13 protein-coding genes are annotated in these 14,532 nt (G+C 72.9%); 7 read left to right on the forward strand and 6 right to left on the reverse strand.

Going from position 1 to position 14,532, the window contains the following annotated elements; all coding sequences use genetic code 11:
* Nucleotides 1-33: 33 nt before the first annotated feature.
* Nucleotides 34-1,080, forward strand: a complete 1,047-nt coding sequence (locus tag ACZ49B_RS31220; RefSeq protein ID WP_468312313.1) for a LacI family DNA-binding transcriptional regulator — start codon at nucleotides 34-36, stop codon at nucleotides 1,078-1,080.
* On the opposite strand, the gene ACZ49B_RS31225 is transcribed toward ACZ49B_RS31220, so the two are convergent.
* From ACZ49B_RS31225 to ACZ49B_RS31235, 3 genes are read right to left on the reverse strand one after another with little or no spacing between them, the layout of a single operon-like run.
* Nucleotides 1,064-1,774, reverse strand: a complete 711-nt coding sequence (locus tag ACZ49B_RS31225) for a TSUP family transporter (protein WP_468312316.1) — start codon at nucleotides 1,772-1,774, stop codon at nucleotides 1,064-1,066. The genes ACZ49B_RS31220 and ACZ49B_RS31225 overlap by 17 nt on opposite strands.
* Complete coding sequence (locus tag ACZ49B_RS31230; RefSeq protein ID WP_468312320.1) at nucleotides 1,771-3,183, reverse strand: amidohydrolase family protein; 1,413 nt, start codon at nucleotides 3,181-3,183, stop codon at nucleotides 1,771-1,773. Before ACZ49B_RS31230 ends, ACZ49B_RS31225 begins: the two co-directional genes overlap by 4 nt.
* Complete coding sequence (locus ACZ49B_RS31235; RefSeq protein WP_468312323.1) at nucleotides 3,180-4,634, reverse strand: uracil-xanthine permease family protein; 1,455 nt, start codon at nucleotides 4,632-4,634, stop codon at nucleotides 3,180-3,182. Before ACZ49B_RS31235 ends, ACZ49B_RS31230 begins: the two co-directional genes overlap by 4 nt.
* Nucleotides 4,635-4,920: 286 nt before the next feature.
* On the opposite strand from ACZ49B_RS31235, the gene ACZ49B_RS31240 reads away from it, so the two are divergent.
* Both ACZ49B_RS31240 and ACZ49B_RS31245 read left to right on the forward strand, forming a co-directional pair.
* Nucleotides 4,921-7,089 (forward strand): DUF4139 domain-containing protein, encoded by a 2,169-nt coding sequence (locus ACZ49B_RS31240; protein WP_468312326.1) that lies wholly within the window; start codon nucleotides 4,921-4,923, stop codon nucleotides 7,087-7,089.
* 6 nt (nucleotides 7,090-7,095) lie between these two features.
* Complete coding sequence (locus ACZ49B_RS31245) at nucleotides 7,096-8,655, forward strand: DUF4139 domain-containing protein (protein ID WP_468312329.1); 1,560 nt, start codon at nucleotides 7,096-7,098, stop codon at nucleotides 8,653-8,655.
* Nucleotides 8,656-8,708: 53 nt separating this feature from the next.
* Here ACZ49B_RS31245 and ACZ49B_RS31250 read toward each other — a convergent pair whose 3' ends face one another.
* Complete coding sequence (locus ACZ49B_RS31250) at nucleotides 8,709-9,056, reverse strand: STAS domain-containing protein (RefSeq protein ID WP_468312332.1); 348 nt, start codon at nucleotides 9,054-9,056, stop codon at nucleotides 8,709-8,711.
* A gap of 222 nt (nucleotides 9,057-9,278) precedes the next feature.
* On the opposite strand from ACZ49B_RS31250, the gene ACZ49B_RS31255 reads away from it, so the two are divergent.
* Both ACZ49B_RS31255 and ACZ49B_RS31260 read left to right on the forward strand, forming a co-directional pair.
* Complete coding sequence (locus ACZ49B_RS31255; RefSeq protein ID WP_468312335.1) at nucleotides 9,279-10,208, forward strand: SigB/SigF/SigG family RNA polymerase sigma factor; 930 nt, start codon at nucleotides 9,279-9,281, stop codon at nucleotides 10,206-10,208.
* 432 nt (nucleotides 10,209-10,640) lie between these two features.
* Nucleotides 10,641-11,048, forward strand: coding sequence for an ATP-binding protein (locus ACZ49B_RS31260; RefSeq protein ID WP_468312338.1), 408 nt, complete (start codon nucleotides 10,641-10,643; stop codon nucleotides 11,046-11,048).
* A 155-nt stretch (nucleotides 11,049-11,203) separates the two neighbouring features.
* Here ACZ49B_RS31260 and ACZ49B_RS31265 read toward each other — a convergent pair whose 3' ends face one another.
* The gene (locus ACZ49B_RS31265) at nucleotides 11,204-11,758 is read right to left on the reverse strand and encodes a hemerythrin domain-containing protein (RefSeq protein WP_468312341.1); all 555 of its coding nucleotides are present in this window, start codon (nucleotides 11,756-11,758) and stop codon (nucleotides 11,204-11,206) included.
* 247 nt (nucleotides 11,759-12,005) lie between these two features.
* On the opposite strand from ACZ49B_RS31265, the gene ACZ49B_RS31270 reads away from it, so the two are divergent.
* Both ACZ49B_RS31270 and ACZ49B_RS31275 read left to right on the forward strand, forming a co-directional pair.
* The gene (locus ACZ49B_RS31270) at nucleotides 12,006-12,455 is read left to right on the forward strand and encodes an SRPBCC family protein (protein ID WP_468312344.1); all 450 of its coding nucleotides are present in this window, start codon (nucleotides 12,006-12,008) and stop codon (nucleotides 12,453-12,455) included.
* Between the two features lie 5 nt (nucleotides 12,456-12,460).
* Nucleotides 12,461-13,285, forward strand: a complete 825-nt coding sequence (locus ACZ49B_RS31275; RefSeq protein WP_468312347.1) for a DUF1206 domain-containing protein — start codon at nucleotides 12,461-12,463, stop codon at nucleotides 13,283-13,285.
* A 16-nt stretch (nucleotides 13,286-13,301) separates the two neighbouring features.
* Here ACZ49B_RS31275 and ACZ49B_RS31280 read toward each other — a convergent pair whose 3' ends face one another.
* Nucleotides 13,302-14,525: an MFS transporter gene (locus tag ACZ49B_RS31280; RefSeq protein ID WP_468312350.1), complete on the reverse strand. Its 1,224-nt coding sequence runs from the start codon at nucleotides 14,523-14,525 to the stop codon at nucleotides 13,302-13,304.
* Nucleotides 14,526-14,532: the final 7 nt, after the last annotated feature.

The following is a 14,532-nucleotide window of genomic DNA, read 5'->3' on the forward strand; positions in this document are numbered from 1 at the left end:
CCCGCCCGCAACACGTGAGGAGCGTCCGCGCAGATGCCCCCGCCCGGTCTCGGCCCCAAGCCACCGACGATCGCCGACGTCGCCCGTGTCGCCGGGGTGTCGCGTACGACGGTCTCGCACGCCCTCAACGGGCTCGGCAAGGTCGACCCCCGCACGCGGGAGCGGATCAAGCAGGTTGCCGCCGAGCTCGGTTACCGGCCCAATCTGCGGGCGCAGCGGTTGCGGCGCGGGCAGGCCAAGGCCATTGCGCTGGCGTCTTCCATGCCGTTCGCGGTCGCTGGTGGGACTTCGCGGCTCGGGTTCTACATGGAGATCGCCGCCGCTGCCGCCGAGAGCGCGCTGCTGCACGACTACGCGCTCGTCCTCGTACCGCCCGTCCAGTCCGGTTCCGGGCTGCACTCGGTCGACATCGACGGTGCCATCGTCGTCGAACCGGACGTGGACGACCCCGCGACGGCCCTGCTGCGGGAGCGCGGGTTGCCGTACGTGGCGCTCGGCAGGCCCGTCTCGCCGGACGAGGACGCGCCGTACGTGGACCTGCGCGGCGGGCTCGTCGCCGAGATGCTGCTCACCCATCTGCACGAGCAGGGTGCCTCGCGGCCCGCACTGCTCATCGGGTCCGGCGAACGCCACTCCTCCGTCGACGCGCGCCAGGCGTACGAGCGCGTGGCGACGGAGTACGGCTGGGCGCCGATCGTCGCGACCGCCCCCGAGGCGGGCGGGGAGCAGGCCGGCTACGAGCGCTGCGCGGCCCTGCTCGCCGAGCATCCCGGGATCGACGCGGTCTGTGCGCTGGTGGACGCGTTCGCGGTGGGTGCGGTCCGGGCGATCCGGGAAAGCGGGCGGGCCGTACCGGATGACGTCATGGTCGTCACCCGGTACGACGGACTGCGCGCCCGCACCTGTGATCCGCTGCTCACGGCCGTCGACCTCCACCTGGACCGGGCAGCGGCCGACGCGGTGGAGCTGTTGCTGGGGCGGCTGCGGGGTGATGCGGCGGCCGCCACGGCGGTGGCCACGCCGCCCGCGCCCCGGCTCGTCGTACGGGCGTCTTCGCTGCGGGTCACGCCCCCAGCATGAGGACCAGCCCGGAGACCAGCGCAAAGGCCAGCACGAACAGGCGCATCCTGCGCGCGTCCAGCCGGTGGTGCACCAGGCGGCTCAGCCACGCTCCGGCAGCGATCGCCGGCAGGAGCAGGACGGCCCAGCCGAGGTCCTGCGGGCGTCCCTGACCCGTGGCGAACAGCAGGATCAGCGAGGCCACTTCGCCGATGAGGAAGCAGACGGCGACGGTCGCGCGGAGCTCGGCCGGCGGCCGGTGCTGGTAGACGAGCGCGAGCGGCGGGCCGCCCACGCCGGTCGCGGTCTCCGTCAGCCCCGTCACCGCGCCCGCTCCGACATAGGCGGCCCGGCCGGGGGTGAAGGCGGGTGCGGCAAGGCTCACCACGGCCGCCAGGACGGTGGCGATGCCCACGAACAGGCCGAGGCTGCGGTCCGGGATCAGCCAGAGCAGTGCCAGCCCGCCGGGGGTGGCGGCGAGCCTGGCGCCGGTGATCCAGCCGGCGCCCCGCAGATCGAGCGCGGCCCGCTCGCGCCAGGCGACGTACACGTTCAGCGGGATCATCGACGCCAGGACGAACACAGGCAGCAGCCCCGGATCGAGGATCCCGGCCACGGGGGCGACGATCAGGGCGAAGCCGAGTCCGCTGCTGCCCTGGACGAAGGCGGCGAGGGCCACGGTGAGGGCGAGTGCCGCGAGCGTCTCGGGGCTCACCGTGCGGTGCTCCGATCGCGTGCCGCGGTGGAGGTGGGGTGTACCCGCGTGACGGGCGCCCTTTCCACGGCGGCGCGGGCCAGTTCCGCCGCTCGCCGTACGAGCGCGGCACCGTCCCATCCGTGGGGCCCGCCGCACCACAGGCGCATGCGCCCTGCGACGAACACGGCCGTGATCTGGTCGCGGTTGCCGCGTCGTACGAGCTCCCACGGCAGGTCCCATGAGAGTGCGAGTTCGGGGGTGGTGACGTCGACGAGGAGGAAGTCGGCGGCCAGGCCCTCGGTGACGGTGCCGGTACGGGCGCCCAGGCCGACGGCGTCGGCGCCCCCTCGCGTGGCGTGCTCGAGCCAGGTCCACCCGGCGCCGCACGACGAGTCGCCGGTGGCGAGGCCGTAGACGATGCGCTGGGCGAACTCGGCCGCGTCGGCGAGCCGGAACCCGTCGCCGCGCGTGCCGTCGGTACCGAGCCCGAAGCGGATGCCGCGCTCGGCCATGGCGGTGGCCGGGGCGACGGCGTTGCCCTTCCAGGCGCTGGCGACGGGGTTGTAGCTGACGGCGGTCCCCGTGTCGGCGAGCAGGGTCAGCTCGCGGGGGGTGAGCAGGGTGGCGTGGGCGGCGAGCAGTTGGGGGCCGAGCGCGCCGAGGTGGTGCAGGTGTTCGAGGGGGCGCAGGCCGTGCCGTACCAGTGAGCGTTCGACGCCGGCCAGGTGCTCGTTGACGTGGATCTGTACGGTGGCCCCGGCTTCCGCGGCGAGGCGGGCGGTGCGCCGAAGCGTGGCCTCCGTGGCCGCCTCGGGGACGGACACGGCGAGCGAGGCATGGACGAGCGGGTCGCCGTCGTACCGGGCCAGGTGTTTCTCCGCGCCGTCGCGTACGGAGGGGTGGTCCGATTGCGTCCCGGCGTCGTCCCCCGTCCCCGCGTCGTCGCATACGAGTCCCAGGACGCAGCGGATGCCGGCGTCACGGGCGGCGGATGCCACGACGTCGATGTCCACGCCGGTGCGGTTGCCGGCGTCGGCGACGGTGGTGAACCCGCCGCGCAGCGCTTCGAGCGCCGCCAATTTGGCTGCCGCGTAGGCGGATTCCTCGTCCAGGGCGCCCTCCAGCGGCACCCAGACCCGGCGGAAGATCTCCGACGGCTCCCCGTAGGCGAGTGCGGAGCCGAAGCTCTGCGTGAGGTGGTGGTGGGCGTCGACGAAGCCGGGCATGAGGAGGTGGCCGGGCAGCCGTACGGGGTCGAGGTGCGCATGGGTGCGTCCCAGCTCCTCGGCGGGGCCGACGGCGTGGAACGTGCCGTCGGCGACGACGACCGCCATGCCGTCGGCGGGGCCTTCGGGCAACAGCACGGCGTCCGGTACGAGGAGGAGCGGGCCCGGCCCGTCGAGGAGGTCTCGGATGAGCTGGTTCATCGGTCGGTCTTTTCGCTTTCGGTACGGGCGCCGGCGACGCGGGCGGCGACGCGGGGCCTGATGTGGTGGAAGAGGAGGTTGAGTACGACGGCCACGAACGCGCCGACGGCGACACCGCTTTCGAGGAGGATGCGGAGGTTCGGCGGGAAGGCCGCGTACACGCCCGGGATGAGGATGGGCAGCAGGCCGAGTGCGAGGGCGACGGCGCAGACGAAGGTGTTGGTGTGCCGGTCGAGGTCCGAGCGGCCGAGCATCTGTATGCCGAGCACCGTGATGACCGCGAACACCACCATGGCGGTGCCCCCGATGACGGCGGACGGGACCACGCTGATGGCGCGGGTCACGGGCGCGAGGAAGCCGATGACGATGAGGACGATGCCGGCCGCGGCGGTGACGTATCGGCTGCGGACGCCGGTGACGCGGACGATCCCGATGTTCTCGCCGCTCGTCACCATCAACGGCAGTCCGAAGAAGCCGCCGACGAGGGAGGTGAGCGCATCGCCCCTGATGGTCTTGGGGACGGCGGTGCGCCGGTCGATCTCCTTGCCGACGGCCTCGGCGTTGATGACGGTCTGGCCGGTGGCCTCCGCCATGGAGGCGAGGCTGTAGAGCATCAGCGGCAGCGCGGCGACGAGGCTGAACTGGGGAGCGCCGAAGGGCAGCAGCTGCGGCGCGTTGAGCAGGCCGTCCTCGGCGGCGCGCCCGAGGTCGACGGTCCCGAGGACTGCGGCGAGCACGGTGCCGGCGAGCAGGCCCAGCATGACGGCGAGTTGGCGCAGGATGCCGGTGAACAGCAGGTAGCAGACGACGGTGAACCCGATCGTGGCCACGCCGAGCCCGAGGTTCGTGGGGTCCCCGAAGCCCGGTTCGCCGGGGCGGCCGGTCACGAGGACGGCGCCGACCTTCACCAGGTTGACACCCACGATGACGATCATCGTGCCGATGACGAGGGCCGGGAAGTAGGCGAGCAGCCGCGAGAAGACGGGGAGGACGACGAAGGAGAAAGCGGCGGTGAGGACGACCGCGCCGGTGGCCGTGCGCAGGCCGTGCTGCTCGGCGATGGCGAGGAAGAGGATGAGGGGCGCGCCGCCCGGCAGCATCACGAACGGGAGCCGGGGACCGAACTTCCAGGGCCCGAGCGACTGGATGAGGGAGCCGACGCCGGAGAGTACGAAGGCTGCGGAGAGCAGATTGACGGTGAGGCGGGAGTCGAGGCGGAGGGTGGCGCTCATCAGGAAGATCGCCGAGATCGGGGTGGCTGCCATGACGAGGACGTGTTGGATTCCGAAGAGGAGGATCCGGGCGAAGGGGCGGGACTCGTCGACGGGGTGGACTCCGTCGGGGTGCACGCCCTCGGGGTGCACGCCCTCGGCGTGGTCGGCCGGGGGGTCGGCCGGCTCCGGCGTCGGTGGCTGCTGCGTTCCGGGGATGGTCTGGCGGGGACTGGACACGTTCGAGCTCCGATCGGCGTTCGACACGCATGAGTTCAGCCGCGATCCGGCCCTGGACGGAGAGCCAAAGCGAAGTGGCCAAATCGATTTGGCCGCCAGTATGTGAGGGCCCCGGACGGCCGTCAAGGGTTCCGGGCAGGCCGGCCCGCCGCACCTTCGGCATGGCCAACGGTGGAGACGGCCATCGCGGTTGGGAACCACGAGGACGTGGGGACCGTCCGGTTCGGGGAGGGGTCGTTCGGGCGTAGGCTTCGCTCAGCACGGGCGCAGCAAGGGGGCGGAGCACATGACGGCCGAGACACCACGGACGTGGAGGTCGACCCTCGATTCGGTCGTGGTGTACGCGCAGGGCGCGGTCTGCCGCCGACTGGTCCGGGGCAGCGTGCCTGCGAACGGCCGGCTGCGGGTGACGGGGCTGCCCCGCTCGCTGGACCCGGCTTCACTGCGCGTCCGTGTCCTGGGCGCCACCACCGGGGTGCGCATCACCGAGGCCCGGGTGGAGGTCGAGGCCGAGCCGCTGGGCGCCGGCGCACCCGACTCGTTGCGGCGCGAGGTCGTGCGGTTGCGCGACGAGCACGCGGCCGCGCAAGGACGCCGGGACCGGCAACTGGGCCTGATCGAGGAGGTCAGGGGGCTGCACCCGGTGCCGCCGCCCCGCAAGCGCGACGACCCGCACCGCCGCACCCCGGTCGACGCGTGGTTGGGGCTCGCCGACTTCGTCGAGGAGCGGCTGACCCAACTGCACGCCCGCCTGGTCGAGCTGGAGGACGCACTGCGCCGCGCCGAGCACGAGCTCGCCGTCGCCGCGGACCAACTCGCCCGCGCCACCACCGACGCGCCGTCAGCGCACGTGGAGACCACGGTCTCGGCGGTCCTGACCCTCGACGCCACCCACGACGGGGAGGCGGACGCGCAGACAGAGCTGGAACTCGATCTGGAGCTGGAATACGCCGTGCCCGGCGCCGTCTGGGTGCCCGCCTACCGGCTCACCCACCGTCAGGGCGACGGCACCGGCCGTCTGGTGCTGCGCGCCTCGGTCGCCCAGCGCACCGGCGAGGACTGGACCGGCGTGCGCATCGCCCTGGCCACCGCCGACCTGCGGCGCCGCACCGATCTGCCGAGGCTCCGCTCGATGCGGATCGGACGCCGTCAGCCCGCCCCCGCGCCCTCCGGCTGGCGCGAGCCTCCGGCGGGGCTCGCCGACCTGTTCGCCGGGTACGAGGCGGCCGGCCCCCGGCCGGTCCCGTCGGCACCCCCGGCCCCGCGCCCGGCAGCTGCGGCTGTCCGGGCACCCGCGACTGTCCGGGCCGCATCCGCATCCGGTCCCGTACCCCCACCGCCCCCACCCCCGTCGGTGCCGATGCCCCAGGCGCCGCAAGGCTACGGTGCGCCGCCCGGCGCGTTCCCGGCTCCCGGCGGTGTGGACGGCGCCGCCCCGGCGGCTTTCGGCGCCCCCATGCCCGCCGCCATGCCCGCCCCCGCGCAGCCGGGCCGGTCCCGGGCGGCCGGCAGGCCGGGCGGCGGCGGCTTCGGCGCCGCCCCCGCCGCCATGGCTCCGCCGGCTCCCGCGGCTCCCGGAGGGCCCCCGCCGGCGCAGCCTCCGCCGCCTCCGGCCGGTCCGCCGCAGCCGAGCGGCGCCGAACTCGACTACGCCGCCCTCGTCCTGTGCGGTCCCGACGAGCACGGCGGCCGCCGAGGCAGGCTGTTCCCCGGCTCTCCCCTCGACCCGGAGGCCGCCGCGTACCGCCGCCGCGCCGAAGCGGTGGCCCGGCTGCCGCTGCCCGGGCACGCCGTGCGTCCCCGCGAGTCGGCGGGTTCCTTCGACCACCGCTTCGATGCCGCTGCCCGCGCCGACATCCCGTCGGACGGCACCTGGCACACCGTCACCGTCGGCGAGATCCCGGTCGGCCTGCGCACCGAGTACCTCTGCGTACCGTCCGTCGAGCCGACCGTGTACGCGACGCTGCTGCTCTCCAACGCCACCGACCAGGCCCTGCTGGCAGGCCCGGTGGAGGTCACCGTCGACGGCGAGTTCCTGCTGACCGCCGCACTGCCCACGCTCGCCCCCGGGGGTGTCCGCCGGGTGGGGCTCGGGCCGGCCGAGGGCATCCGGGTCACCCGCCGTACGAACCTGCACGAGTCGACCTCGGGCCTGCGCAACAACACCACCGTGCTCGACCACCGCGTCCACGTGGAGCTGGCCAACCGGCTCGCGCGGCCCGTCACCGTCGAGGTTCGCGAACGGGTGCCCGTCACCACCGATCCGGACGTCCGGATCGAGGAACGGGCCGACTGGACGACACCGGAGGCCGACTCCGGGCCGGAGCACCATGCCCCGGGCACCCGCGTCTGGCGCGTGGACCTGCCCGCCGGCGCCACCGCCGCCCTCGACGGCGGCTACGAGATCCGTATCCCGGCCGGCAAGGCCTTGGTCGACGGCAACCGCAGGAGCTGACACACCATGTCCACGGCCCCGAAGCCGATCGCCCTTCCCGTCACCGCCGTCACCTGCCTGGAGGACCGCGCCCACATCGAGCGCGCCGTCGTGCTCGACCTCGAAGCCGGAGTCCAGCGGCTGCGTCTGGGGCCGGTGACTGCGCTGGCGGTCGACCGCACCCTCCACGCCGAGCTGACCGCCGATCACCCCGCTACCGTGCTCGACGTACGGATCGTCCGCACGTGGACACCGCGCGGGCCGCTGCCGTCCACCGACGACTCCGCCCTGACCCGGCGCGTGCACGCCCTCGAGGAGGAGCGGCTCGTCCTGGAGCAGCGCCGCGACCGGCTGCGTTCCCGCCTCGACGTGCTCGGCCGTCTCGCGGCCGATCTCCTGCGGGAGATCGGCGAAGGCGCCGGCTCCGGGGAGACCGAAGGGCCCCGCTGGGCCGGCGAACTGGACCGGGTGGACGTGGAGCGCGACGCGTACGGCGAGCAACTCCGTGCCGGGGAGGCACGGCTGGCCGTGCTCGATGCCGAACTCGTCGCGGTTCAGCGGGCCATGGCCCTCTCCGAGGAGGAGCCCGCCGAGCTGGTCGGCCATGTCGAGCTGACCGTGGAGGCCACGGCCGCCGGGCCGGTCGGGCTGCGGCTGAGCCACCTCACTCCGTGCGCGCTGTGGCGGCCCGCCTACCGGGCCGTACTCGACGAGGACTCCCTCACGCTGGAGACCGACGCGATGGTCTGGCAGCGCACCGGCGAGGACTGGTCCGGCGTCCGGCTGACGTTGTCGACGGCCCGGTCGGCAGCGGCCACCGATCCGCCGCGGCTGGGCGAGGACCGGCTGACGCTCAAGGACCGCTCCGCCGCGGAGCGCCGCACGGTCGACGTCGAACTGCGCGAGGAGGAGATCGGGGAGCTCGGTCCGGCGCCGGTGCTCGGTCTGCCGGGAGTGGACGACGGAGGCGAGGCGCGGGTGTTGAGTGCCCCCGCGCCGGTCTCCGTACCCGGGGACGGCCGCGCGCACCGGGTGCCGGTGTCTGCCTTCACCACGGCCGCGAGCAGCGAGTACTCCTGCTCACCCGAGCTCTCCCCGCTGGTCACCCGCGTGGCGCGGTTCGCCAACGCGTCCGGCCATGCGCTGCTCGCCGGTCCCGTGGACCTGGTCCGCAGCAGTGGGTTCAGCGGCCGAGGCACCCTGGAGTTCGCCGCTCCGGGCGCCCCGGTCGAGCTCGCCTTCGGCAGCTGCGACGACCACAGGGTGGTCCGGCATGCCGAGGAGTCCCGTGCCACTGCCGGGATCAGCCAGCGGACCGTGGTCACGCGCACGGTTCAACTGCACCTGTCCCGGTTCTCCGCCCCCGGGGAGCAGGGCGAACAGGTGGTCGCCCTGCGGGAGCGGATCCCGGTTTCCGAGGTCTCGGCGGTGGAGGTGCGTCTGCGTAAGGAGGCCTGCTCGCCGGCGCCCGATGCGGTCGACGCCGAAGGCATCGTCCGCTGGGACGTCCCCCTCCCACCCGGCGGCCGCCGCACGGTCACCCTGGTCTACGAGTTGTCGGCGAGCGCCAAGGTCGCCGGGATCTGAGCACCGGCTCGCGCACCGGACCACCGGCCTGCCGGGCCGGCGGGGTGCGCCGGTCATGACCCGGCGACGGCGTCCTCGACGCTCGGGTGCAACGAGAGGACCGTATCGGTGCCCGTCAGGGCGAAGAGCCGGCGCAGCTGCTCGCCGGGGGCGGCGATGCGAAAGGTGGTGAGTTGGTTCATCCGCAGCAGCAGGTTCAGGAACGACGAATCACCGAAGGTGACGGAGCCGGCGTCCAGCACCACCAGCCCGTGCTCATCGGCGGCAGAGAGGAGCGCCTCCTCGAGAGGGGCCAGCGTGTCCTGGTCGAGCTCCCCGTGCGCGGCCACCACCCAACCGGCTCCGGCCGGGCAGCCGTCCCCGACCACGCCTTCGTGGTGCGCGTCGCCCGCTCCGATCATGTCCGCCTCCCCGGATCGTCACCTGTACAGCGTCCACAAGGGAGTATGCCTGCCCGTACGGCAAGGCGATGACGCCGAGGCCGCGGCACGTGCACCCCGGTGGCTGACACCTCCTCCCTGGCGGGGCCGGATCCACAAGCACTTCCGCGGGGCCGTGTAAGAACGAGGATCCGGGGCATGAGCGCCCGGGCAGCCGTCAGTCAATCGGGAGGGAACGGCCACATGTCTCGCTCGGCCACCGCCGCAAGCCCCGTTCGTGCAACAGACGCGCAGATCACGCCTTCTGTGCCAGGCAGCGTGGGAACCCCGCCGCAGGACGTGGCACTGCCCGAGGTGAAGAACGCCCGGGAGATGGCACCTGCCGACGCGCGCGAGCTCTCGAAGCTGTTCTTCGCAAGGCTCCGCGACCTCGAAGAGGGCACGCGCGAGTACCAGTACACGCGCAACACCCTGATCGAGATGAACCTCTCCCTCGTACAGTTCGCCGCGCGACGCTTCCGGGCTCGCGCACGCGGCGGAGGTCTGGACATCGAGGACATCATCCAGGTGGGCACCATCGGTCTCATCAAGGCCATCGACCGCTACGACCCGGAGCGCGAGGTCGAGTTCTCCACGCTCGCCCTCCCCTACATCACCGGTGAGATCAAGCGCTACTTCCGCGACACCACCTGGGCCGTGCACGTCCCGCGCCGTCTGCAGGAACTGCGCACGGAGCTGGCCAAGGCCCAGGAGGCCCTGACCGACGTCCTGGGTCGGGCCCCGACGGTCAAGGAGGTCGCCCAGCACCTCGAACTGACCGAGGAAGAGGTCATCGACGGACTGGTCGCCGCCAACGGCTACACGAGTGGCTCCCTGGACACGGCCGGCGCGGACAGCGACGAGCCCGCGACCTCGTCGAGCCGGACGACACGGCCGCTGGCGGACCGCCTCGGTGACGTCGACCCCGCCATGGAGCTCTTCGAGGAGTTCCACACCCTCGCCCCGCTGCTGGAGCAGCTGGACGAACGCGACCGGCTGATCCTGCAGTTGCGCTTCGGCCAGGACAAGACCCAGGCCGAGATCGGCGCCGAACTGGGCATCTCCCAGATGCAGGTCTCACGTCTGCTGTCCCGGACCCTGACCCGGCTGCGCGCCGGCATGCTCTCGGTATAGGCAACGGCCTGCACGAGTGCCGGGACGGAAGACGCGCCGGCGCTGACCGCCCAGCCGTTGCGCGACCGTCCCGGTGCTCTGCTGCGGCCCTGAATGCGCCGCGGCACGGCGATCTCACCATTGCGATCAGCGAGGCGACCGATGTGACCTGGTCGAGATCAGCGCCTCGGACACCGGCCTCACTCTGAGGATGCACAGGGAACCCTCGTGGGACCGGAGGTCCCCTAGACTGTCACGGGCTGCTCAGATGTCCTCGGCGCCGGGGACGTACGCACGGTCCGGGGCCCCGGGCCGGGACGGCCGGGCGGGGCGAGGCGGGCCGCAGCGGTTTCCCGCGAGTACAGACCAGTGTCAACGGCGGGGGTGAGGACCACAGTGGAAACCATCGGACCGGGAACCGGCGACCCACTGCATGCCGGACCTTCCGTCACGGTGCAGCGCCGTCGGCTCGCCCTCTCGGGCGTCCGCGGCCACGTGGCCAAGGGGCGTGACTTCACGCGCCGGGCCCTGCAGGACTGGGGCTGGGACGGCAACGCGACCGCCGAAGACGCCCTGCTCCTCGTTTCCGAGCTGCTGACCAACGCGTCACTGCACGCGGGTGGTTGCATCGAACTCGCAGTTTCCGCCGGTGAGGTCCTGCGCATCGAGGTCTTCGACGGCACGACGACACTGCCCCAACGCCACCCGTCCCCGCAGCGGGGACTGCCGGGCGGCCACGGCCTCTACATAGTGGAGCGCCTCTCGGATCGCTGGGGCACCCACGTCCATGAGAACGGCAAGGCCGTCTGGGCCGAGATCGAGGCGTCGCGGCTGACGTCGGGCAGGCCCACGGGCCGGTGACCCGATCGTCGTCGCCTTCGCCCTCCTGGTCCTCGTCCTGGTCCTCGTCCACACCCTGGCCCGGCATCGTCAGGACGTGAGCGTGCCCCGGCCGCGTCCCGGGCGTGCGGGGCGCGGCCGGCGGCAGCGGTCGGTGTCGGCGGGCGGCGGGGTGCCTACTCGCCGCGCCCGGTGGCGAGGTCCCGGGCCCGGTCGACCAGCCCGGTACCGGCGGACAGCAGACGGTTGTGCTGCCGCGAGGCGAGGGCGCCGGGGTGGGGCCGGGTCGGCGCGAACCTCTTGGCCCGCCGCACCTTGTCACCCAGCTTTTCGAGGGCTTCCGGGGAACATGCCTGACGGAGGCGGGGGAACAGGTTGTTCTCCTCGTCGTGCACGTGGGCGGTGACCTCCGCCTTGAGTGCGGCGATCAGCCGGTCGAACTCCGGCCCCGCCGCATCGAGTCCCTCGAGGTCCTTCAGCAGCTTCTCGACACGGGCGTGGTCGGCCAATTCCTTGTCCGCGATGAGGTCGCCGTCCGGGAAATGCTCCCGGACCGCGGGGTAGAGGTGTTCCTCCTCCGCCACCGCGTGCCGGATCAGTTCGATGGTCAGCTGCTCGGCCGCCTTCTGCCGCTCGCCCGCCGGGGTCGTGTGCTCGATCCTGACGAACAGTCCGTCCACCTCACGGTGGTCGACGGTCAGTTCGGCGATGATGTCCCCTGCGTGTCCCATGCCGGTGTTCCTTCCCGATCGGCCTCGACCGGGCGGTGCGCGCCGGTCGCTGCGCGTGTACCCGGGAAGACGCAGCGCTAACGAGCCGCCACGGCGGGTGCCCGGCAGCCGACGGCATGCACCGGCCGGTGCATGCCGCCCCGGGGGCGGGGTAGCCGGGCTGTGAAGGGTCCTCACGACCGGCGACCGGCACCGCGGGGTGCGGGCCGCCGACGACACGGAAGCCGACGACACGGAAGGGGTGCGCATGTCGCACGTCGAGGAGTACGTCGAGGTCAACGTTCCCATTCGCACGGCCTACAACCAGTGGACGCAGTTCGAGGAGTTCCCCCACTTCATGGAAGGCGTCGAACGCATCGACCAGCGCACGGACACGCTCACCCACTGGGTGACGAATGTGAACGGTGTACAGCGTGAATTCGACGCGCAGATCACCGAGCAGCTCCCCGACCGGCGCGTCGCGTGGATGACGGTGGACGGGGAGGCCCGTCAGGCCGGGCTGGTCACCTTCCTGCCGATCGACGCGAGCACGACCAAGGTCGTTCTGCACATGAACTGGGTGCCCGACGGCCTGGCCGAGACGGCCGCCGACAAGCTCGGCTTCGTCAGGCGGCAGGTCGCCGGCGATCTGAAGAGGTTCAAACTGTTCATCGAGTCGCGCGGCGTCGAGACGGGCGGCTGGCGGGGCGAGGTCTGACCGCGATGAGAACCGTGGACGCGAGCAGGGGCGTCCGGGCCGCAGCCCGTGGCGGCGGGGTCCGGGAGGTCACGGCGCGCTGCGGGCTCCTGGCGCGCGGGGCGCTGTACGTACTGATCGGCATGCTGGCCCTGCGTGTGGCCCTCGGCGACTCCGGAGGGCAGGAGGCCGACCGCCAGGGCGCCCTCCAGGAGCTCGCGGGGAAGTCCTTCGGGAGCATCCTCATCTGGGCCGTGGGCATCGGGCTCGTGTGCATGACGCTGTGGCGCCTGTCGGAGGCGTTGTTCGGCGCGGCCGGACCGGACGGCGACAAGCTGATGAAGCGGCTGTCCGCGGCGGCCCGGACCGTCTTCTACGCTGCGGTCGCCTTCTCCGTGCTGTCGTTCGCGATGGGTGGCGGCGGGCGCTCCGGAGACGAGCAGTCACGCGATGTGACGGCCAGGGCGCTGGACGTCCCCGCCGGCCAGTGGCTGGTGGGTGCGGTCGGGCTCGGGATCACCGTCGCGGGTGTGGTGATCGCGGTGCAGGCGGCGCGGCGCAGCTTCCGCAAGGACCTCGCCATGAGCGGGGCATCGGAGCGCTGGCGCAAGGCCGTCGACTTCCTGGGGGTGATCGGCGGCCTTGCCCGGGGCGTCGTGTTCGCGGCGGCCGGTGGCTTCCTCCTGTATGCCGCGGTGCGCTACGACCCGGCGCAGGCCAAGGGCATCGACGACACGCTGAGGTCGCTCACCCAGACCGCGGCGGGGCCGTGGCTGCTGGTCGCGGTCGCCCTCGGCCTGGTGCTCTTCGGGTTGTTCTCCTGGGCGATGGCGCGGTGGTGCAAGGTCTGATCCCGGACGGGTGGGCTCACGTGCCTGCCCCGTCGACGCGGCCGGCGCGGGCGCGGGCCAGGCGGGGGCGGGAGGAGACGGTGACCGCAACGGAGACCGCGGCCAGAGCAGCGATCGCGGTACCCGGTGTGAGGTGCTGGGCGAGGCCGCCGGCGATCGCGGCTCCGATGCCCTGCCACGTCATCCGGCCGGCGGACTCGACGCCCTGGACCTGGCCGCGGACCGGGTCCGGGGTCAGGGCGAGGAGTTGCTCCTGGAGCGGCAGCGTGGCGGCGAACCCGGCGCCGGAGGCGAACACCGCGGCCATCAGCACCGGCACGGGCGGGTGGACGGCGAACAGCAGGTACGGAGCCGCCAGCAGCAGTCTGAGGGCGAAGGCGTAGCGGTTTCGCCGGTCGGCGCCGAGCAGTCGCCCGACAGCCAGGTCCCCGAGGAGCATGCCGGCTGATCCGGCGGCCAGGAACGCACCCGCGTGATCCGGCGCGTAGGAGATGAACAGGGCCTCGCAGCCGACGATCAGGCCGTTCGGGACCCACAGGTTCAGCAGGAGTACGCGCCGGCCCGTGTCGGAGAAGAGCGTGGTGTTCGTCGTCCAGGTCTGGCGCAGTCCGGGTCGGCGGGTCAGCCGGATCGAGCGTTCCCTGACGGTCGTGGCCACGGCGCCCAGGCCGAGTGCGGTCAGGACGGCGGCGATGACGAAGACCCCCTGCGGGCTGAGGTGGCGCAGCAGTACGGCCCCGACGGCGTAGCCGAGGACGGCCATGCCTCCGGAGGTGATGTTCATCAGGGAACGTGCCAGCGCATAGGTGGAGGTCGGCACCACTTCGGCGAGCAGTCCCATCCGCGTTCCGGTTCCCAGGGACTGGAAGAACCCGAGCACCAGGAGGAGACCGAACCGGGCGGCCAGCGGCAGCCCTGGCAGCGCCTGCGCGGCAACGCCCACCAGCGCGGCGCACTGGAGCATGACGAGGGTCCGGCGCGGCCGGCTCCCGTCGGCGACCGACATGAGCGTCAGGGCGCCGAGCACCGTCGCGAACGTGGCGCCGTACATGCTCACGGCGGTCAGGAACGGCGATCCGGTGCGCTGATGGACCAGCGTGCCGAGCGCGAAGCCCGACAACGTGTTCGCGGCTACGGTCAGGGTGAAGCCGGCGTACAGACCCGCGAACTCTCTGTTGCGGAGGAGAGCGAGGTAGCCGGTGGTGGGAGGGGCGGTGGACGCGGAAAGGTCTGAAGGCATGAAAAAA

This window comes from Streptomyces sp. NPDC031132 (assembly GCF_055570595.1).

Coding starts and splice junctions, on each gene's coding strand:
- ACZ49B_RS31220 (WP_468312313.1), top strand. CDS start 34: ATGCCCCCGCCCGGTCTCGGCCCCAAGCCACCGACGATCGCCGACGTC.
- ACZ49B_RS31230 (WP_468312320.1), bottom strand. CDS start 3,183: ATGAACCAGCTCATCCGAGACCTCCTCGACGGGCCGGGCCCGCTCCTC.
- ACZ49B_RS31240 (WP_468312326.1), top strand. CDS start 4,921: ATGACGGCCGAGACACCACGGACGTGGAGGTCGACCCTCGATTCGGTC.
- ACZ49B_RS31245 (WP_468312329.1), top strand. CDS start 7,096: ATGTCCACGGCCCCGAAGCCGATCGCCCTTCCCGTCACCGCCGTCACC.
- ACZ49B_RS31250 (WP_468312332.1), bottom strand. CDS start 9,056: ATGATCGGAGCGGGCGACGCGCACCACGAAGGCGTGGTCGGGGACGGC.
- ACZ49B_RS31255 (WP_468312335.1), top strand. CDS start 9,279: ATGTCTCGCTCGGCCACCGCCGCAAGCCCCGTTCGTGCAACAGACGCG.
- ACZ49B_RS31265 (WP_468312341.1), bottom strand. CDS start 11,758: ATGGGACACGCAGGGGACATCATCGCCGAACTGACCGTCGACCACCGT.
- ACZ49B_RS31270 (WP_468312344.1), top strand. CDS start 12,006: ATGTCGCACGTCGAGGAGTACGTCGAGGTCAACGTTCCCATTCGCACG.
- ACZ49B_RS31275 (WP_468312347.1), top strand. CDS start 12,461: ATGAGAACCGTGGACGCGAGCAGGGGCGTCCGGGCCGCAGCCCGTGGC.
- ACZ49B_RS31280 (WP_468312350.1), bottom strand. CDS start 14,525: ATGCCTTCAGACCTTTCCGCGTCCACCGCCCCTCCCACCACCGGCTAC.